Source organism: Ramlibacter aquaticus (assembly GCF_015159745.1).
GTDB classification, from domain to species: Bacteria; Pseudomonadota; Gammaproteobacteria; order Burkholderiales; family Burkholderiaceae_C; genus Ramlibacter; species Ramlibacter aquaticus.
Map to the genome: position 1 here is coordinate 1 of NZ_JADDOJ010000077.1, position 19,855 is coordinate 19,855.

At 67.1% G+C, this 19,855-nt stretch carries 15 protein-coding genes and 2 tRNA genes; all 17 read left to right on the plus strand.

Going from position 1 to position 19,855, the window contains the following annotated elements; all coding sequences use genetic code 11:
• A partial coding sequence (locus IM725_RS15940; RefSeq protein WP_456096306.1) for an EF-Tu C-terminal domain-related protein occupies nt 1–127 on the plus strand: 127 nt, incomplete at its 5' end.
• A 7-nt stretch (nt 128–134) separates the two neighbouring features.
• Nucleotides 135–210: transfer RNA gene (locus IM725_RS15945), tRNA-Trp, on the plus strand.
• Nucleotides 211–299: 89 nt separating this feature from the next.
• A complete protein-coding gene (gene secE / locus IM725_RS15950; protein ID WP_193781624.1) occupies nt 300–683 on the plus strand; it encodes a preprotein translocase subunit SecE in 384 nt (127 codons plus the stop codon).
• The gene (nusG, locus tag IM725_RS15955; protein ID WP_193781625.1) at nt 683–1,282 is read left to right on the plus strand and encodes a transcription termination/antitermination protein NusG; all 600 of its coding nucleotides are present in this window, start codon (nt 683–685) and stop codon (nt 1,280–1,282) included. Before secE ends, nusG begins: the two co-directional genes overlap by 1 nt.
• Nucleotides 1,283–1,398: 116 nt before the next feature.
• On the plus strand, nt 1,399–1,830 hold the full coding sequence (rplK, locus tag IM725_RS15960) for a 50S ribosomal protein L11 (RefSeq protein WP_193781626.1): 432 nt from the start codon (nt 1,399–1,401) through the stop codon (nt 1,828–1,830).
• On the plus strand, nt 1,831–2,526 hold the full coding sequence (gene rplA / locus IM725_RS15965; protein WP_193781627.1) for a 50S ribosomal protein L1: 696 nt from the start codon (nt 1,831–1,833) through the stop codon (nt 2,524–2,526).
• A gap of 239 nt (nt 2,527–2,765) precedes the next feature.
• On the plus strand, nt 2,766–3,287 hold the full coding sequence (gene rplJ / locus IM725_RS15970; RefSeq protein WP_193781628.1) for a 50S ribosomal protein L10: 522 nt from the start codon (nt 2,766–2,768) through the stop codon (nt 3,285–3,287).
• 27 nt (nt 3,288–3,314) lie between these two features.
• The gene (gene rplL, locus IM725_RS15975; RefSeq protein ID WP_193781629.1) at nt 3,315–3,692 is read left to right on the plus strand and encodes a 50S ribosomal protein L7/L12; all 378 of its coding nucleotides are present in this window, start codon (nt 3,315–3,317) and stop codon (nt 3,690–3,692) included.
• 287 nt (nt 3,693–3,979) lie between these two features.
• Nucleotides 3,980–8,092 (plus strand): DNA-directed RNA polymerase subunit beta, encoded by a 4,113-nt coding sequence (rpoB, locus tag IM725_RS15980; RefSeq protein ID WP_193781630.1) that lies wholly within the window; start codon nt 3,980–3,982, stop codon nt 8,090–8,092.
• 19 nt (nt 8,093–8,111) lie between these two features.
• The gene (gene rpoC, locus IM725_RS15985; RefSeq protein ID WP_193781631.1) at nt 8,112–12,338 is read left to right on the plus strand and encodes a DNA-directed RNA polymerase subunit beta'; all 4,227 of its coding nucleotides are present in this window, start codon (nt 8,112–8,114) and stop codon (nt 12,336–12,338) included.
• Between the two features lie 62 nt (nt 12,339–12,400).
• Nucleotides 12,401–12,958, plus strand: coding sequence for a LemA family protein (locus tag IM725_RS15990; RefSeq protein ID WP_193781632.1), 558 nt, complete (start codon nt 12,401–12,403; stop codon nt 12,956–12,958).
• Nucleotides 12,951–14,366 (plus strand): 16S rRNA (cytosine(967)-C(5))-methyltransferase RsmB, encoded by a 1,416-nt coding sequence (gene rsmB, locus IM725_RS15995; protein WP_193781633.1) that lies wholly within the window; start codon nt 12,951–12,953, stop codon nt 14,364–14,366. Before IM725_RS15990 ends, rsmB begins: the two co-directional genes overlap by 8 nt.
• Nucleotides 14,302–14,946, plus strand: coding sequence for a DUF4390 domain-containing protein (locus IM725_RS16000; RefSeq protein WP_287066748.1), 645 nt, complete (start codon nt 14,302–14,304; stop codon nt 14,944–14,946). The genes rsmB and IM725_RS16000 overlap by 65 nt, the downstream gene beginning before the upstream one ends.
• Nucleotides 14,943–17,204 (plus strand): sensor histidine kinase, encoded by a 2,262-nt coding sequence (locus IM725_RS16005; RefSeq protein ID WP_193781634.1) that lies wholly within the window; start codon nt 14,943–14,945, stop codon nt 17,202–17,204. Before IM725_RS16000 ends, IM725_RS16005 begins: the two co-directional genes overlap by 4 nt.
• A gap of 24 nt (nt 17,205–17,228) precedes the next feature.
• On the plus strand, nt 17,229–17,939 hold the full coding sequence (locus IM725_RS16010) for a response regulator (protein ID WP_193781635.1): 711 nt from the start codon (nt 17,229–17,231) through the stop codon (nt 17,937–17,939).
• A 17-nt stretch (nt 17,940–17,956) separates the two neighbouring features.
• A tRNA-Phe gene (locus IM725_RS16015) sits at nt 17,957–18,032 on the plus strand.
• Nucleotides 18,033–18,227: 195 nt separating this feature from the next.
• Nucleotides 18,228–19,544 carry a tyrosine-type recombinase/integrase gene (locus IM725_RS16020; RefSeq protein WP_193781636.1) on the plus strand — a complete coding sequence of 439 codons (1,317 nt, stop codon included), beginning with the start codon at nt 18,228–18,230 and terminating at the stop codon, nt 19,542–19,544.
• Nucleotides 19,545–19,855 lie beyond the last annotated feature (311 nt).

Here is a 19,855-nt window from a genome sequence, read left to right on the forward strand (position 1 = left end):
CGGTGACAACGTCACCATCACCGTGAAGCTGATCGCCCCCATCGCCATGGAAGAAGGCCTGCGCTTCGCCATCCGCGAAGGTGGCCGCACCGTGGGTGCCGGCGTCGTCGCGAAGATCATGGAGTAATGGCCGTAGGGGTATAGCTCAATTGGCAGAGCGTCGGTCTCCAAAACCGAAGGTTGTAGGTTCGATTCCTACTGCCCCTGCCACCTGAGTGGCGCCAAAAACCAAGCCCGGCCGCGTGTCGGGCTTCAGTCTCTTCAAGAGACGACAAATCTGAAGCAGGAAATCGCCGCAAATGGCCACTACGCAAGTTGAAACCGTGAGCTCCGGCGCCGACAAGGCCCGGCTGGCGGGTGCTGCCGTCCTCGTGCTGGGCGCGCTCGCCGGTTTCTACCTGCTCTCGCGCCAGGGTGCGCTGGTGCAGTGGGGCGTGCTGGTGCTGGGCCTGATCGCCGCCGCCGGCATCTTCTTCACCGCCGAAACCGGCAAGCAGCTGATCGCCTTCGGCCGCGACTCCTGGAAGGAAGTCAAGAAGGTCGTCTGGCCGACCCGCAAGGAGTCGATCCAGATGACGGCGTACGTGATCGCGTTCTGCGCGATCATGGCCCTCTTCCTGTGGCTCACCGACAAGACCCTCGAATGGGCTCTCTACGACCTGATCCTGGGCTGGAAAAAGTAATGAGCGACATCAGCGATACCCCCGCCGCGCCCGAAGCCGAGACGCCGCCCGCCAAGCCGGTCAACCCTGACCTGCGCTGGTACGTGGTGCACGCGTACTCCGGCATGGAAAAGGCCGTGGAGCGCAACATCCGCGAGCGCATCAACCGCGCCGGCATGCAGGACATGTTCGGCGAGATCCTGGTGCCCACCGAGGAAGTCGTCGAGATCAAGAACGGCCAGAAGCGCACTTCCGAGCGTCGCTTCTACCCCGGCTATGTGCTGGTCCAGATGATCATGAACGACGACACCTGGCACTTGGTGAAGCACACCAACAAGGTGACCGGTTTCGTCGGCGGCGCCAAGAACCGCCCGGCCCCCATCTCGGAAGACGAGGTCGCCAAGATCCTCGGCCAGATGGAAGAAGGCGTCGAGAAGCCCCGCCACAAGGTGGAGTTCGTGGTCGGCGAGTACGTGCGCGTCAAGGACGGGCCCTTCACCGACTTCAACGGCACCGTCGAGGAAGTCAACTACGAAAAGAGCAAGGTCCGCGTGTCGGTCACGATCTTCGGTCGTGCCACCCCGGTCGAGCTTGAATTCAGCCAGGTCGAGAAGACCTGACGAATGGCCAGGCGGGCCCCCGACTCCGCGCCTGGTGAAAGCCCCCTGAGTCGACAACCCCCGGGGAGCCGGTGCCCGCAGTGGCCCGGCGCTAGAACCCGCAAGGAGTAGAAAACATGGCGAAGAAAATCGTCGGTTTTGTCAAGCTGCAAGTGCCGGCTGGCAAGGCCAATCCGTCGCCCCCGATCGGCCCCGCGCTGGGCCAGCGCGGCCTCAACATCATGGAGTTCTGCAAGGCGTTCAACGCCCAGACCCAGGGTGTCGAGCCGGGCCTGCCGCTGCCCGTGGTGATCACGGCCTACGCGGACAAGAGCTTCACCTTCATCATCAAGACGCCGCCCGCGACGACCCTGATCAAGAAGGCCATCAAGCTGGACAAGGGCTCCGCCAAGCCCCATTCCGACAAGGTCGGCAAGATCACCCGGGCGCAGCTCGAGGAGATCGCCAAGACCAAGATGAAGGACATGAACGCGGCCGATCTGGACGCGGCGGTTCGCACCATCGCGGGTTCGGCCCGGTCGATGGGCGTCACGGTGGAGGGCGTTTAAATGGCCAAGCTGACCAAGAAGCAAAAAGCCCTGCAGGGCAAAGTCGAGAGCACCAAGCTGTATGCCCTGGGCGACGCCCTGGGCATCGTCAAGGAATGCGCGACCGCCAAGTTCGATGAGTCCATCGACGTGGCCGTGCAGCTGGGCATCGACCCGAAGAAGTCGGACCAGGTGGTGCGTGGCGCCGTCGTGATGCCCAACGGCACCGGCAAGACCAAGCGCGTGGCCGTGTTCGCCCAGGGTGCCAAGGCCGAGGAGGCCAAGGCCGCCGGCGCCGACGTCGTCGGCATGGACGACCTGGCTGCCCGCGTGAAGGCGGGTGACATGCCCTTCGACGTGGTGATCGCCGCCCCCGACGCGATGCGCGTGGTGGGTACGCTGGGCCAGATCCTGGGCCCGCGCGGCATGATGCCGAATCCCAAGGTCGGCACCGTCACCCCCGACGTGGCCACCGCGGTCAAGAACGCGAAGGCGGGCCAGGTGCAGTTCCGCGCCGACAAGGCCGGCATCATCCACGCGACCATCGGCCGCCGCTCGTTCGAATCGGACAAGCTGCAGGGCAACCTGGTCGCGCTGATCGATGCGCTGAACAAGTCCAAGCCGGCCACGTCCAAGGGCGTGTACCTGCGCAAGGTGGCGGTCTCGTCGACCATGGGTGTGGGCGTCCGCGTGGACACCCAGTCCATCTCGGCCTGATCGCTTGAGGAATTCCTGGCTGCGCGGGCAGGCGCGGCCGGGTGTGGTGGGCTGCCGGGCCCCGAAAGGTGACCCGGCAGGCCATCCAAGACCGTTGGCGCGGTGCGAGCCGCTTAATCCGCAAGGACAGCCAACGCAGATGGCGATCCCGCTGAAGATGGAATCTGAAGGTTTCTTTCTGAAGTTGGTCGCTGCAACGAAGGCGCAGCCCGCAAGGGCTGCATTTGAAGGAGTAGACCTTGAGTCTGAATCGCAGTGAGAAGGAAGCGGTCATCGCAGAGGTGACCTCCCTCGCCGCTAAAGCTCAAACGCTGGTGATGGCGGAATACCGCGGCATCACGGTCGCTGACATGACGAAACTGCGCAACGACGCGCGCAGCAAGGGTGTGAGCCTGAGTGTTCTGAAGAACACCCTGGCCCGCCGTGCTGTCGCCGGTAGCGCGTTCGAAGTCGTCGGCGACCAGATGACCGGTCCGCTGATCTACGGCTTCTCCGTGGACGCTGTGGCCGCCGCCAAGGTGGTGGCCGACTTCGCGAAGACCAACGACAAGCTGGTCATTCGTGGTGGCGCGTTCGCGGGCAAGGCCCTGGATGTCAACGGCGTGAAGCAACTGGCGAACATTCCCTCCAAGGAAGTTCTGCTGGCGCAGCTTTGCGGCCTGCTGATGTCGCCCATCTCCCGCACCGCGGTGGTGCTGGGCGCCCTGGCAGAGAAAAAGGGTGGCGCTGAGGCCCCCGCAGCCGCTGAGCAAGCGGCCTGACCCCAACTTTATTAAGGAATCCGAAAAATGGCATTCGACAAAGACGCTTTCCTGACGGCCCTGGACAGCATGACCGTCATGGAACTCAACGACCTGGTCAAGGCGATTGAAGAGAAGTTCGGCGTGTCCGCCGCCGCGATGGCCGCCCCGGCCGCCGCCGGTGGTGGCGCCGCCCCGGCCGCCGCCGAAGAGAAGACCGAGTTCACCGTCCAGCTGATGGAAGCCGGCGCGAACAAGGTGTCGGTCATCAAGGCCGTGCGCGAAATCACCGGCCTGGGCCTCAAGGAAGCCAAGGACCTGGTGGACGGCGCGCCCAAGCCCGTCAAGGAAGGCATGCCCAAGGCCGACGCCGAGGCTGCCAAGAAGAAGCTGGAAGACGCCGGCGCCAAGGTCGAACTGAAGTAATTCAGCCCCGACCCGAGGCTGGAGCGTCCCGAAAGGGCCTCCAGCCTTTGGTGCTTTAAAGAGTGTGCGAAGAGCGCACTCGCAAACACTGTTCCAATCTAGGGTTGTCCCCAGTGTTTGCGAGTGTCTTCTGACCCCGACTGCAGAAGACGCCTTGGTTCGGGCGATGTGCAATGCATCGCTGTCCGCCATGGTTGGTAGTGGCCAACCCGCCAAGAACGCTGAGCCCCGGCCACCCCGGCAGGCTTGGCAACAGTTGCGCAAGAGCTCATTAGCCCGGAGATCTCATGGCCTATTCCTATACCGAACGCAAGCGCATCCGCAAAAGCTTCGGCAAGCGCGACAGCGTGCTTGAAATCCCGTACCTGCTCCAGATGCAGAAGGACGCATACACCGCCTTCCTCCAGGCCGACGTCCATTCCAAACAACGCACCACCGAAGGCCTGCAGGCCGCCTTCAACGCCGCCTTCCCGATCGTCTCCCACAACGGCTTCGTGGAGATGAAGTTCCTGGAATACAACCTGGCCAAGCCCGCCTTCGACGTGCGCGAGTGCCAGACCCGCGGCCTGACCTTCTCGTCGGCCGTGCGCGCCCGCGTGCAGCTGATCATCTACGACCGCGAGTCCTCCACGCCGCAGAGCAAGGTCGTGAAGGAAGTGAAGGAGCAGGAGGTCTACATGGGCGAGGTGCCCCTGATGACCGACAAGGGCTCGTTCATCATCAACGGCACCGAGCGCGTGATCGTCTCCCAGCTGCACCGCTCGCCGGGCGTGTTCTTCGAGCACGACAAGGGCAAGACGCACAGCTCGGGCAAGCTGCTGTTCTCGGCCCGCATCATCCCCTACCGCGGCTCCTGGCTGGACTTCGAGTTCGACCCCAAGGACCTGCTGTACTTCCGCGTCGACCGCCGCCGCAAGATGCCGGTCACCATCCTGCTCAAGGCCATCGGCCTGACGCCGGAATCCATCCTGGCGAACTTCTTCGTCAACGACAACTTCCGCCTGATGGACAGCGGCGCGCAGATGGAGTTCGTGCCCGAGCGCCTGCGCGGCGAAGTGGCCCGCTTCGACATCACCGACAAGTCCGGCAAGGTCATCGTCGCCAAGGACAAGCGCGTCACCGCGCGCCACACCCGTGACCTGGAGCAGTCCGGCACCACGCACATCAGCGTGCCGGAAGACTACCTGCTGGGCCGCGTGGTCGCCCGCAACATCGTCGACCCGGACACCGGCGAGATCCTGGCCAAGGCCAACGACGAGCTGACCGAAGCCCTGCTCAAGAAGCTGCGCCAGGCCGGCATCCAGGACCTGCAGGTCATCTACACGAACGAGCTCGACCAGGGCGCGTACATCTCGCAGACCCTGCGCACCGACGAGACGGTGGACGAGTTCGCCGCCCGCGTCGCCATCTACCGCATGATGCGCCCCGGCGAGCCGCCGACCGAGGACGCGGTGCAGGCCCTGTTCCAGCGCCTGTTCTACAACCCGGACACCTACGACCTGTCGCGCGTGGGCCGCATGAAGTTCAACGCCAAGGTCGGCCGCGACACCGCGGACGGCCCCATGGTCCTGACCAACGAGGACATCCTCGCCGTGGTCAAGATCCTGGTCGACCTGCGCAACGGTCGCGGCGAAGTGGACGACATCGACCACCTGGGCAACCGCCGCGTGCGCTGCGTGGGTGAGCTGGCCGAGAACCAGTACCGCACCGGCCTCGCCCGCATCGAGAAGGCCGTCAAGGAGCGCCTCGGCCAGGCCGAGCAGGAACCGCTCATGCCGCATGACCTGATCAACTCCAAGCCGATCTCCGCGGCGCTGAAGGAGTTCTTCGGTGCGTCGCAGCTGTCGCAGTTCATGGACCAGACCAACCCGCTGTCCGAGATCACGCACAAGCGCCGCGTCTCGGCCCTGGGCCCGGGCGGCCTGACCCGCGAGCGCGCCGGCTTCGAGGTGCGTGACGTGCACGTCACCCACTACGGCCGCGTGTGCCCGATCGAGACGCCGGAAGGCCCGAACATCGGCCTGATCAACTCGCTGGCCCTGTACGCCCGCCTGAACGAATACGGCTTCATCGAGACGCCGTACCGCCGCGTGGTGGACGGCAAGGTGACCGACCAGATCGACTACCTGTCCGCCATCGAGGAAGGCAAGTACGTCATCGCCCAGGCCAACGCCACGCTGGACAAGGACAGCCGCCTGACCGGTGACCTGGTCTCCGCCCGTGAGCAGGGTGAATCCATCCTCTGCGGGGCAGAGCGCATCCAGTACATGGACGTGTCGCCGGCGCAGATCGTCTCCGTGGCCGCCTCGCTGGTGCCCTTCCTGGAGCACGACGACGCGAACCGCGCGCTGATGGGGGCCAACATGCAGCGCCAGGCCGTGCCGGTGCTGCGTCCCGAGAAGGCCTTCGTGGGCACCGGCATCGAGCGCGTCTCCGCGGTCGACTCCGGCACGGTGGTCACCGCCAACCGCGGCGGCATCGTGGACTACGTGGATGCGACCCGCATCGTGGTGCGCGTGAACGACGACGAAGCCCAGGCGGGCGAGGTCGGCGTGGACATCTACAACCTGATCAAGTACCAGCGTTCCAACCAGAACACCAACATCCACCAGCGTCCCATCGTCAAGCGCGGCGACACCATCGCCAAGGGCGACGTGGTGGCCGACGGCGCCTCGACCGACCTGGGCGAGCTGGCGCTGGGCCAGAACATGCTGGTCGCGTTCATGCCCTGGAACGGCTACAACTTCGAGGACTCCATCCTCATCTCCGAGCGCGTGGTCGCCGACGACCGCTACACCTCGATCCACATCGAGGAACTGGTGGTCATGGCGCGCGACACCAAGCTGGGCGCCGAGGAAATCACCCGCGACATCCCGAACCTGTCCGAGCAGCAGCTGAACCGCCTGGACGAGTCCGGCATCATCTACGTCGGCGCGGAAGTGATGCCCGGCGACGTGCTGGTGGGCAAGGTCACGCCCAAGGGCGAGACCACGCTGACGCCGGAAGAAAAGCTGCTGCGGGCGATCTTCGGCGAGAAGGCCTCCGACGTGAAGGACACCTCGCTGCGCGTGGACCAGGGCAGCCAGGGCACCGTCATCGACGTGCAGGTCTTCACCCGTGAGGGCATCCAGCGCGACAAGCGCGCCCAGCAGATCATCGACGACGAGCTCAAGCGCTTCCGCCTGGACCTGAACGACCAGCTGCGCATCGTCGAGGCCGACGCCTTCGACCGTATCGAGAAGCTGCTGAACGGCCGCGTCGCCAACGGCGGCCCGCAGAAGCTGGCCAAGGGCACCAAGATCGACAAGGCCTACCTGGCCTCGATCGAGAAGTTCCACTGGTTCGACATCCGGCCGGCGGAAGACGAGGTCGCGACCCAGCTCGAGTCCATCAAGAACTCGCTGGAGCAGACCCGCCACAGCTTCGACCTCGCGTTCGAAGAGAAGCGCAAGAAGCTGACGCAGGGCGACGAGCTGCCGGCCGGCGTGCTGAAGATGGTCAAGGTCTACCTGGCCGTCAAGCGCCGCCTGCAGCCCGGCGACAAGATGGCCGGCCGCCACGGCAACAAAGGCGTGGTGTCCAAGATCGTTCCGGTCGAGGACATGCCCTACATGGCCGACGGCACCCCGTGCGACATCGTGCTGAACCCGCTGGGCGTGCCTTCGCGCATGAACGTGGGCCAGGTGCTGGAAGTGCACCTGGGCTGGGCCGCCAAGGGCATCGGCCAGCGCATCGGCGACCTGCTGCAGCAGCACTCCAAGGCGGCCGAGCTGCGCCGCTTCCTGGACGAGCTGTACAACAAGTCCGGCCGCCGCGAAGACCTCGCCACCATGTCCGACGAGGACCTGGCGAAGATGGCCTTCGAACTGGCCAAGGGCGTGCCCTTCGCGACGCCGGTGTTCGACGGCGCCTCCGAAGAGGAGATCCGCGCCATGCTGCACCTCGCCTACCCCGAGGAAATCGCCAAGGCCAAGGGCCTGACGGCGACGCGCACGCAGGCCTACCTGTGCGACGGCCGCACCGGCGAGCAGTTCGAGCGCCCGGTCACCGTCGGCTACATGCACGTGCTCAAGCTGCACCACCTGGTGGACGACAAGATGCACGCCCGCTCCACCGGCCCGTACAGCCTGGTCACCCAGCAGCCGCTGGGCGGCAAGGCGCAGTTCGGCGGCCAGCGTTTCGGCGAGATGGAAGTGTGGGCGCTGGAAGCCTACGGCGCCGCCTACACGCTGCAGGAGATGCTGACCGTGAAGTCCGACGACGTGCAGGGCCGCACCAAGGTGTACGAGTCCATCGTCAAGGGCGAACACGCCATCGAGGCCGGCATGCCGGAATCCTTCAACGTTCTCGTGAAGGAAATCCGCTCGCTGGGCATCGACATGGAACTCGAGCGTTCTTAATTCAGGAAGGTCAAGACTCATGAAATCGCTACTCGACCTGTTCAAGCAATTCACGCCGGACGAGCATTTCGATGCCATCCGCATCGGCATGGCCTCGCCGGAGAAGATCCGCTCGTGGTCCTTCGGTGAGGTGAAGAAGCCCGAGACCATCAACTACCGCACCTTCAAGCCGGAGCGCGATGGCCTGTTCTGCGCCAAGATCTTCGGCCCCATCAAGGACTACGAGTGCCTGTGCGGCAAGTACAAGCGCCTGAAGCACCGCGGCGTGATCTGCGAGAAGTGCGGCGTCGAAGTGACCCAGACCAAGGTGCGCCGCGAGCGCATGGGCCACATCGACCTGGCCGCGCCCTGCGCGCACATCTGGTTCCTGAAGTCGCTGCCGTCCCGCCTGGGCCTGGTGCTCGACATGACGCTGCGCGACATCGAGCGCGTGCTGTACTTCGAGGCCTACGTCATCACCGACCCCGGCATGACCCCGCTGAAGAAGTTCGGCATCATGTCCGAGGACGACTACGACGCCAAGCGCAAGGAATACGGCGATGAGTTCATCGCCAAGATGGGCGCCGAGGGCATCAAGGACCTGCTGGAAGGCATCGACCTCGACATCGAGATCGAGAAGCTGCGCGGCGACCTGACCGGCTCCGAAGTCAAGGTCAAGAAGAACGCCAAGCGCCTGAAGGTGCTCGAGGCTTTCAAGAAGTCCGGCATCAAGCCGGGCTGGATGGTCATGGAAGTGCTGCCCGTGCTGCCGCCGGACCTGCGTCCGCTGGTGCCGCTGGACGGCGGCCGCTTCGCGACCTCCGACCTGAACGACCTGTACCGCCGCGTCATCAACCGCAACTCGCGCCTGAAGCGCCTGCTCGAACTCAAGGCGCCCGAGATCATCGCGCGCAACGAGAAGCGCATGCTGCAAGAGGCTGTCGACAGCCTGCTGGACAACGGCCGCCGTGGCAAGGCCATGACGGGCGCCAACAAGCGCGCGCTGAAGTCCCTGGCGGACATGATCAAGGGCAAGAGCGGCCGCTTCCGCCAGAACCTGCTGGGCAAGCGCGTCGACTACTCCGGCCGTTCCGTGATCACCGTGGGCCCGACCCTCAAGCTGCACCAGTGCGGCCTGCCCAAGCTGATGGCGCTGGAGCTGTTCAAGCCCTTCATCTTCTCGCGCCTGGAAGCCATGGGCATCGCCACCACCATCAAGGCGGCGAAGAAGGAAGTGGAATCCGGCACCCCGGTGGTGTGGGACATCCTGGAAGAGGTCATCAAGGAGCACCCGGTCATGCTGAACCGGGCGCCCACCCTGCACCGCCTCGGCATCCAGGCCTTCGAGCCCATCCTGATCGAAGGCAAGGCGATCCAGCTGCACCCGCTGGTCTGCGCGGCCTTCAACGCCGACTTCGACGGCGACCAGATGGCCGTCCACGTGCCGCTGTCGGTGGAAGCGCAGATGGAAGCCCGCACGCTGATGCTGGCCTCCAACAACGTGCTGTTCCCGGCCAACGGCGAGCCCTCCATCGTGCCTTCGCAGGACGTGGTGCTGGGCCTGTACTACACCACCCGCGAGCGTGTGAACGCCAAGGGCGAGGGCATGATCTTCTCCGACGTGGGCGAGGTCGTGCGCGCGCTGGACGCGAACGTGGTCGAGCTGACGGCGAAGATCTCGGTGCGCCTGACGGAATGGAACCGCGACAAGGTGACGGGCGAGTTCGTGCCCTCCACCTCGCTGGTGCACACCACCGTGGGCCGCGCGCTGCTGTCCGAGATCCTGCCCAAGGGCCTGCCCTTCGCGGTGCTGAACAAGGCGCTCAAGAAGAAGGAGATCAGCAAGCTGATCAACGTGTCCTTCCGCAAGTGCGGCCTGAAGGAGACCGTGGTCTTCGCCGACAAGCTGCTGCAGAACGGCTTCCGCCTGGCCACGCGCGCGGGCATCTCGATCGCCATCGACGACATGCTGGTGCCGGAAGAGAAGCACCGCATCATCGAGGACGCCGAGAAGGAAGTGAAGGACATCGAGCAGCAGTACGTCTCGGGCCTGGTCACCTCCGGCGAGCGCTACAACAAGGTCGTGGACATCTGGGGCAAGGCGGGTGACGCCGTGTCCAAGGTGATGATGGACCAGCTGCGAAAGGAAAAGACCATCGACCGCAACGGCAAGGAAGTGGAGCAGGAGTCCTTCAACTCCATCTACATGATGGCCGACTCCGGTGCCCGCGGTTCCGCCGCCCAGATCCGCCAGCTGGCGGGCATGCGCGGCCTGATGGCCAAGCCGGACGGCTCCATCATCGAGACGCCCATCACGGCGAACTTCCGTGAAGGCCTGAACGTGCTGCAGTACTTCATCTCCACCCACGGCGCCCGAAAGGGCCTCGCGGACACGGCGCTGAAGACGGCCAACTCCGGCTACCTGACCCGCCGCCTGGTCGACGTGACCCAGGACCTGGTGGTGACGGAAGAAGACTGCGGCACCAGCGAAGGCTCGCTGATGCGCGCCATCGTCGAGGGCGGCGAAGTCATCGAATCGCTGCGCGACCGCATCCTGGGCCGCGTCGCAGCCGAGGACGTGCTGCACCCGGAAAGCCGCGACGTGGTCGTGCCGGCCGGCCAGATGTTCGACGAGGACACGGTCGAGGTGCTGGAAAGCAGCGGCGTGGACGAAGTCAAGGTCCGCACCGCGCTGACCTGCGCGACCCGCTTCGGCCTGTGCGCCAAGTGCTACGGCCGTGACCTGGGCCGTGGCGGCCTGGTGAACGTGGGCGAGGCGGTCGGCGTGATCGCCGCCCAGTCCATCGGCGAACCCGGCACGCAGCTGACCATGCGGACCTTCCACATCGGCGGCGCCGCGTCCCGCGCGGCCATCGCCTCCAGCGTGGAAGCCAAGTCCAACGGCGTGATCGGCTTCAACAGCACGATGCGCTACGTGACCAACAGCAAGGGCGAGCTGGTGGTGATCGCACGCTCCGGCGAAGTGATCATCCACGACGAGCACGGCCGCGAGCGCGAGCGCCACAAGGTGCCGTACGGCGCGATCCTGGCGGTCAAGGCGGACCAGACCGTCAAGGCCGGCGCGATCCTCGCCAACTGGGACCCGCTGACCCGACCCATCATCACGGAATTCGCCGGCCAGGTGAAGTTCGAGGGCGTGGAAGAGGGCCTGACGGTGGCCAAGCAGGTCGACGAAGTGACCGGCCTGTCCACCCTGGTGGTCATCAAGTTCGACCCGAAGCGCTCGACCAAGGCCCTGCGTCCGCAGGTCAAGCTGATCGACGCCCAGGGCCAGGAAGTGAAGATCCCGGGCACCGACCACTCGGTGACCATCGGCTTCCCGGTGGGCGCGCTGATCCAGGTGCGCGACGGCCAGGACGTGGGCGGCGGCGAAGTGCTGGCCCGCATCCCGATCGAAGGCCAGAAGACCCGCGACATCACGGGCGGCCTGCCGCGCGTGGCCGAGCTGTTCGAAGCCCGTTCGCCCAAGGACAAGGGCGTGCTGGCCGAGATCACCGGCACGGTGTCCTTCGGCAAGGAGACCAAGGGCAAGATCCGCCTGCAGATCACCGACCCGGAAGGCAAGGTCTGGGAAGACCTGGTGCCCAAGGAGAAGAACATCCTGGTGCACGAAGGCCAGGTGGTGAACAAGGGCGAGGTCGTGGTCGACGGCCCGGCGGATCCGCAGGACATCCTGCGCCTGCTGGGTGCCGAGGAACTGGCGCGCTACATCGTCGACGAGGTGCAGGACGTCTACCGACTGCAGGGTGTGAAGATCAACGACAAGCACATCGAGGTGATCGTTCGCCAGATGCTGCGCCGTGTCGTGGTCGAGAACCCGGGCGAGTCGTCCTACATCGCCGGCGAGCAGGTCGAGCGCTCCGAGATCCTGGACACCAACGACCGCCTGCGCGGCGAGGGCAAGATCGCCCCGACCTACAGCAACCTGCTGCTGGGCATCACCAAGGCCTCGCTGTCGACCGACTCGTTCATCTCCGCGGCGTCCTTCCAGGAAACCACCCGCGTGCTGACCGAGGCGGCGATCATGGGCAAGCGCGACGAGCTGCGCGGCCTGAAGGAGAACGTCATCGTCGGCCGCCTGATCCCCGCGGGCACCGGCATGGCCTACCACCAGGCACGCAAGGCCAAGGACCAGATGGACGAGGCCGAGCGCCGCGCCATCGCGGACGCCGAAGCCGCCGAACTGGCGGGCGTGACCGAAGGTGCCGCGCCCACGGAAGCGGGCGAAAGCGCCCCGGCCGACTGAAACGCATCGTCTAGACTGGACGCCCCGAGCCCGCCAGGGCCGGGGCGTTTTTTCATTTGCACATGGACCATTGGTTGACCTGGACGGCCTGCGCCGTCCTGCTGTTCTGGGGCGTGGGTGCCTACAACCGCCTGGTGCGCCTGCGCGCCGAGGCGCACGCGGCCTTCGCGGCCGTGGAAGCCGAATTCACGCGTCAGGTCGAGCTGGTGCGCGGCGAGCTGCCGCCGCCGCAGCCGGGCGGCAGCGAGGGCCTGTTCGTCGCGCTGCACGCCGCCGCGACCCAGTTCGCCGCCACCCTGGCCGCGGCCCGGGCCCGGCCGCTGGAGCCGGGCGGCATCGCCGCGCTCTCGGCGGCCGAGGGTGTGCTTTCCCTGGCCTGGGAGCGCGTGGAGCGCGAGGACGCGCACGACCTGGCCGGCCCGCGCCTGCCGGAAAACCTCAGCCTGCGCCGCGCGCAGCTCGCCTTGCAGGCCCGCGCGGCCGCCGAGCAGTTCAACGCCGCGGTGGCCCGCTACAACGCGGCGATCGCGCAGTTCCCGGCCCTGCTGCTCGCGCTGCTCTTCGGCTTCCGCCCGGGCCGCTCCATCGAGGCCCGCCTGCCGGGTCTGGCCGGTGGCTGAGGCGGCGAAGCGGCCCGGCCGCGCGCCCGCCCGCCCGGTCCCGGCGGCGCCGCAGGCGCAGCCCGGGGGCCCGGGCCAGGCCCCGCCGCTGTGGCGCCTGCTGCAGGCTGCCGCGGGCGTGCTCGCGGCCGTGAAGGGCGGCCAGTCGGCGACGGCGGCACTGGCGGGCGTGGAGGCGGGCCTGAGGCCGGGCGCCCAGGCCCTGGCCTCGCAGGCCCTGCGCCGCCTGGGGCGGGCCGAGGCGCTGCGGCGGCTGCTCGCCCAACGGCCCCCGCCGCCCCATGCCGATGCCTTGCTGGTGCTGGCCCTGGCCCTGGCCTGGGACGCCACGGAAGCGCCCTACGAGCCCTTCACGCTGGTGGACCAGGCCGTGGAAGCGGCCAAGCGCGACCCCCGGGCCAAGCCCCAGTCCGGCTTCGTCAACGCCTGCCTGCGGCGCTTCCTGCGCGAACGCGACGCCCTGGTCGCGGCCACCGAGGCCAACCCCGAGGCGCGCTGGAACTACCCCCGCTGGTGGCTGGAGCGCGTTCGCGCGGACCATCCGCAGCAATGGGAGTCGGTGCTCACTGCCGGGCGAACCCAGCCGCCCATGAGCCTGCGCGTGAACACCCGCCGTATCAGCCGGGACGCGTACCTGGCCCGCCTGCAGGATGCCGGCATGGCGGCCCGGCCCACGGGCGGCCAGGGCCTGGTGCTGTCGCGCCCCTGTCCGGTGCAGGCCCTGCCCGGCTGGAACGAAGGCTGGGTCTCGGTGCAGGATGCGGCCGCGCAGCTCGCCGCCCCGCTGCTGCTGGGTGAACTGGCCGCGCCGCCCGGCCGGCCCCTGCGCCTGCTGGACGCCTGCGCCGCCCCGGGCGGCAAGACGGCACACCTGCTGGAACTGGCGGACGCGCAGGTTACGGCGATCGAGCTGGACCCGGCCCGTGCCGCCCGCATCGGCGACACGCTGGGCCGGATGGGGCTTTCGGCGCGTGTGGTGGTGGCGGACGCCGGCCGCCCGCAGGACTGGTGGGACGGCCAGCCCTTCGACGGCATCCTGCTGGACGCGCCCTGCACCGCGTCCGGCATCGTGCGGCGCCACCCGGACGTGCCCTGGTTGCGCCGCGAGCGCGACATCGCCCAGCTCGCCGCCACCCAGGCCCGCCTGCTGGCGCAGATGTGGCCCCTGCTCGCCCCCGGCGGGCGGCTGGTGTACTGCACCTGCTCGGTGTTCCGTGCCGAGGGGCAGGCCCAGGTGGAAACGTTTCTTGCGCACAACAAAGAGGCGTCCGCGCGCCCCGCCCCTGGCCATTTGCTGCCCCATTCCGGGGACAGCGACAATGCGCCCGGGGACAATCAGCCAAGTGACCACGACGGTTTCTTCTACGCCCTGCTGGCGCGGGGCGGGCATGGGGCTCGCCCGGCTTGAGCGCATCCTGCGCTGCGCCCTGGCGGCCCTGCTGCTGCTGGGGACCGCCGCCCGGGCCGAATCCTTCATCGACGTCAGCGCCCTGAGCGTGGAGCGCAGCGACGAGGGCGTGCTGCTGTCGGCCAACCTGCGCTTCGACCTGCCGGTCGTGGTCGACGACGCCCTGGCCAAGGGCATCCCCATGTTCTTCGTCGCCGACGCCTTCCTGATGCGGGACCGCTGGTACTGGTACGACAAGCAGGTGGCCAGCGCGACGCGCCACATGCGGCTGTCCTACCAGCCGCTGACCCGGCGCTGGCGGCTGGTGGTCTCCGCGGCCCCCGTGGGCACGGCGGGCCTGGCCCTGGGCCAGATCTTCGACTCGCGCGAGGAGGCGCTCGCGGCGGTGCAGCGCATCTCGCACTGGAAGATCGCCGACCTGCAGGAGCTGGACCCCGAGGCCCGCTACAGCGTGGACTTCCGCTTCCGGCTCGATGTCTCCCAGCTGCCCCGGCCGTTCCAGATCGGCACCGTGGGGCACGGCGACTGGAGCATCAACGCGGCGCGCAACGTGCGCCTCGCCCCCGAGCCGGCGCGATGAACCGCGGCGACCCCGCTCCGGCACGCCGCGCGGCCCTGCGCAGTTCCCGCGCCTTCCGCTGGGCGGTCGGCGTGGGCGCGGCCATGATCGTCGCGCTGGGCATCGTGCTGCTGTTCCTGCTCACGCAGGCCACCAACAACCGCGAGCTCTACGAACGCAACTACGGGCGCCTGTTCGCGCTGAACGTGGTGGTGGCGGGCATCCTGCTCCTGGTCATCACCTGGATGGGCCTGCGCCTGCTGGGGCGCCTGCGCAACGGCAAGTTCGGCAGCCGCCTGCTGGTCAAGCTGGCGGCCATCTTCGGGCTGGTGGGCATCGTGCCGGGCCTGCTCATCTACGTCGTGTCCTACCAGTTCGTCTCGCGTTCCATCGAGACCTGGTTCGACGTGAAGGTCGAGGGCGCGCTGGACGCCGGCCTGAGCCTGGGCCGCGCCACCCTGGACGCGCTGGCCAACGACCTGTCCAACAAGACGCGCGCCGGCGCCCAGCAGCTGGCCGACCTGCCCGACGCCGCGGTGCCCCTGGCCCTGGAGCGCCTGCGCGAGCAGATGTCGGCCGCCGACCTCATCGTCTGGAGCGCCAACGGCCAGCTCATCGCCAGCGCCGGCCAGTCGCGCTTCCAGCTCGCGCCCGAGCGGCCCAGCCCGCAGCTGGTGCGCAACGCGCGGGCGCAGCGCTCGGTGGCCGTGATCGAGGGCCTGGACGAGGCCGCTGCGACGGGGGGCAACACGGCTCGCATCAAGGCGGTGGCCGTGGTGGCGCAGCCCGGGCTGGGGCTGGTGAGCGAGCCGCGCATCCTGCAGGCCACGCAGGCGCTGCCCGCCTCGCTGGTAGCGAACGCCATCGCCGTGCAGGAGGCCAACCGCGAGTACCAGGAGCGTGCGCTGGGCCGCGAGGGCCTGCGCCGCATGTACATCGGCACGCTGACGCTGAGCCTGTTCCTGGCCGTGCTGGGCGCGGTGCTGCTCGCGGTGCTGCTGGGCAACCAGCTGGCGCGGCCGCTGCTGCTGCTGGCCGCTGGCGTGCGCGAGGTGGCGGCCGGCGACCTCTCGCCCAAGCCGGCGCTGCAGGGCAAGGACGAGCTGGGCGGCCTGACGCGCTCGTTCGCCGAGATGACGCAGCAGCTCGCCGACGCCCGGGCGGCCGTGGACAAGAGCATGGTGCAGGTCAACGCCGCGCGCGCCAACCTGCAGACCATCCTGGACAACCTCACCGCCGGCGTCATCGTGCTGGACCCGCAGGGCCACATCCAGACTACCAACCCCGGCGCGACCCGCATCCTGCGCGCGCCGGTGGCGGCCTTCGAGGGCCAGCTGCTGTCGCAGGTGCCCGGGCTGGAGCACTTCGGCCAGGCGGTGCAACGCCAGTTCGACGAGTACATGAACGACAGGCGCCAGCACGGGCTGGACCACTGGCAGGAATCGTTCGAGCTGGCGATCGGGCAGGGCTCGGCCACCGCCGAGGTGGTGACGCTGGTGGCGCGCGGCGCGGAGATGCCGGGTGAATCGCGCCTGCTGGTGTTCGACGACATCTCCGAGATCGTCTCGGCGCAGCGGGCCCAGGCCTGGGGCGAGGTGGCACGCCGCCTGGCGCACGAGATCAAGAACCCGCTCACGCCGATCCAGCTGTCCGCCGAGCGGCTGGAGATGAAGCTGTCGGCCAAGGTGGGCGAGGGCGACCGGGCGGTGCTGACCAAGTCCGTGCGCACCATCGTCGACCAGGTGGACGCGATGAAGCGCCTGGTCAACGAGTTCCGCGACTACGCCCGGCTGCCGGCTGCTGAACTCAAGCCCCTGGACCTGAACGCGCTGGTGGCCGACGTGCTGCAGCTGTACGTGCGCGAGGGGCTGGAGGACGGCCACGCCGCGATGCGCATGGCGCTGGACCCGCAGGCGCCAGCCATCATGGGCGACGCGCAGCAGCTGCGCCAGGTCATCCACAACCTGCTGCAGAACGCGCAGGACGCCACCGAGGGCTGCGCGCTGCGCGAGGTGATGGTGCGCACGCGCTTCAACCCGCAGTCGCGCCGGGTGCGCCTGGTCGTGGAGGACAGCGGCCCGGGCTTCCCGGAGCACATCCTCAAGCGGGCCTTCGAGCCCTACGTCACCACCAAGGCCAAGGGCACCGGGCTCGGGCTGGCCGTGGTCAAGAAAATCGCGGATGAGCACGCCGCCCGGGTGGACCTGAAGAACCGGGCCGGCGACGACGGGCTCGTGCAGGGTGCACAAGTGTCGCTATCATTCGCAGTTGCGGCCTGACAACAGTCCGCCAGCACGAGGAACATGGCAAACATATTGGTGGTCGACGACGAATTGGGCATCCGGGACCTGCTCTCGGAAATCCTGAACGATGAAGGCCATAACGTGGAGCTGGCTGAAAACGCCGCCCAGGCCCGAAACGCCCGCACCCGCGCCCGGCCCGACCTGGTGCTGCTGGACATCTGGATGCCGGACACGGACGGTGTGACGCTGCTCAAGGAGTGGTCCACCGGCGGCATGCTTACCATGCCGGTGATCATGATGAGTGGCCACGCCACCATCGAGACCGCGGTGGAGGCGACCAAGATCGGCGCCCACTCCTTCCTCGAGAAGCCCATCACCTTGCAGAAGCTGCTCAAGGCGGTGGAGGCGGCGCTCACGCGCACCCCGGTGGGTACCGGCCCCGCGGTGCACACACGCAAGCCGGGCGATGGCGGAAGCGTGGGCCGCATGGTGCCGGTGATGGACCTCACGGTGGAGTCGGCCATGACCGGCGGCCAGAGCCTCCCCCCCGTCATGGAGATGGGACCGCAGGCGCGCCAGCTCTTCGAGCTGGACAAGCCGCTGCGCGACGCCAGGGACGAGTTCGAGAAGTGCTACTTCGAGTTCCACCTGGCCAAGGAAGGCGGCTCCATGACCCGCGTCGCCGAGAAGACCGGCCTGGAGCGCACCCACCTGTACCGCAAGCTCAAGCAGCTGGGCGTCGACCTCTCCCGGGGCAAGCGCGGAGCCTGATATAATCTCGCTTCTCTGGCCCGGTAGCTCAGTTGGTAGAGCAGCGGATTGAAAATCCGCGTGTCGGTGGTTCGATTCCGCCCCAGGCCACCAGACTTCCTTCCGGCGTTGTCCGCCGGAGTCCGAAAAGCCCTTTGTCGTCAATGACTTAGGGCTTTTTCATTCCGGATCTGTCCGCGAAGGGCCGTTTCGAGCCACGCGCCGTTGCAGAAGAATTTGCAGAAGGTGCTTCCATCTTCGCAAAACCTTCGCAGCGCTCTTCAACCGAGAGCAGCGCAGGAGGCCGGGATGGCTGTGGAGATGATCAAGGGCGAGCGGGCGATCCGCGCCCTCAAGCGTGGCGCAGGGCGCCTGAACGATGGCGGTGGGCTGTACCTGGTGCCCTTCGCATGGGGTGACACCCATGCTTGGCGCCTGGACTACACCATCAGCGGCAAGCGCAGGACGCTGAGCCTGGGAACCTATCCCAAGGTCGGCCTCGACGAAGCCCGCTACAAGGCCCGAGAAGCCTGGTCGTGCATTGCCAAAGGCGGCGACCCCATGCAGGCGCGCAAGGCGGCCGAGCAGGAGCGCCAAGCCCACGAAAAGAACGCTCAGCGGCTAAAGGCTGGACAGCCCCCTATCGGCAGCTTCGAAGAGATCGCGCGGCGCTGGTTCGAGGTCAAGCGCCACCAATGGATGCACTCGTACAGCTCCAAGGTCATCCGACGTCTGGAACTGCACGCTTTCCCGCGCTTGGGGCACTTGCCCATCGGCGAGATCACTCCCAAGCTCGTGCTGGAGGCTTGCAGAGCCGTGGAGCGCAACGAGACCCTCGAAACCGCCCACCGACTGCGTGAGCACTGCGGACGCGTCTTTCGATTCGCAATCGCGGAAGGGATGGACCTGCGCGATCCCTGCAACGACATCCGGGATGCCCTCAAGCAGCCCCCGGTCAAGCACCATGCGGCCATCACAAAACCTGACGAACTCGGGGCTCTGCTTCGCGCGATCGATGGGTACTCGGGATCGTTCGTCGTGAGGACGGCGCTGCGCCTGGCCCCCCTCCTGATGCTGCGCCCTGGGGAACTGCGCCAAGCACGGTGGGACGAGTTCGACCTCGACAACGGCCTGTTCTATGTGCCTTCTGCTCGGCTGAAACGGACGAAGCGCGAAAAGGAGAACGGAGAGCCTCTCCTCGTACCCCTGGCGCGTCAGGTCGTGGCCATGCTGGAGGAACTGTTCCAGCACACTGGGCACACGGGGATTCTGTTTCCGGGCGAAGGGCGCAAAGGCCGCTTCATGTCCGACAACACACTCAACAGCGCGTTGCGCAGCATGGGGTACGGAGCTGACTTGGTGACAGCTCACGGCTTCCGGGCCACGGCGCGCACGCTCGTGGTGGAGGTGCTCAATCTGTCCGAGGCCGTCGTGGAGATGCAACTCGATCACGCTGTGAAGGACACGAACGGCCGCGCCTACAACCGTACGAAGTTCATCGTCCAGCGCGTCGCGATGATGCAGATGTGGGCTGACTATCTCCAAGAACTAAAAGCTGGCTCGGAGCGAAGCCAGCACGACAGGCTTCCAGTCTTCGTGCCCGTCACTAATCGACTGCGGTCCTGAATGAATGCCCGTCCTGACGGCTTGTGCTCAGCGGGGTCGATCGAGCGCGTGCGTTGTACCAGGTCCGTGCAAATGGCGGTGCTTGGACCAATGCCGGGTCGGAGTCGCTGACTGACGTCTGCAGTGGGTCGGAAGTAGACATCTGGCTACCTGGATCGCGAATGACTGCTCCGCAGCGGGAGCTTGTTGATTTCCATGGAATCCTGACCCGGCATTTCCATCGAATATTGACCCACCCTCTTTGCGAGCCTTGCGGCTCACGGTGTGGATAAGTTCTTGGTCTTCTCCTTCTTTTTGGGTTCGTCTGCCTG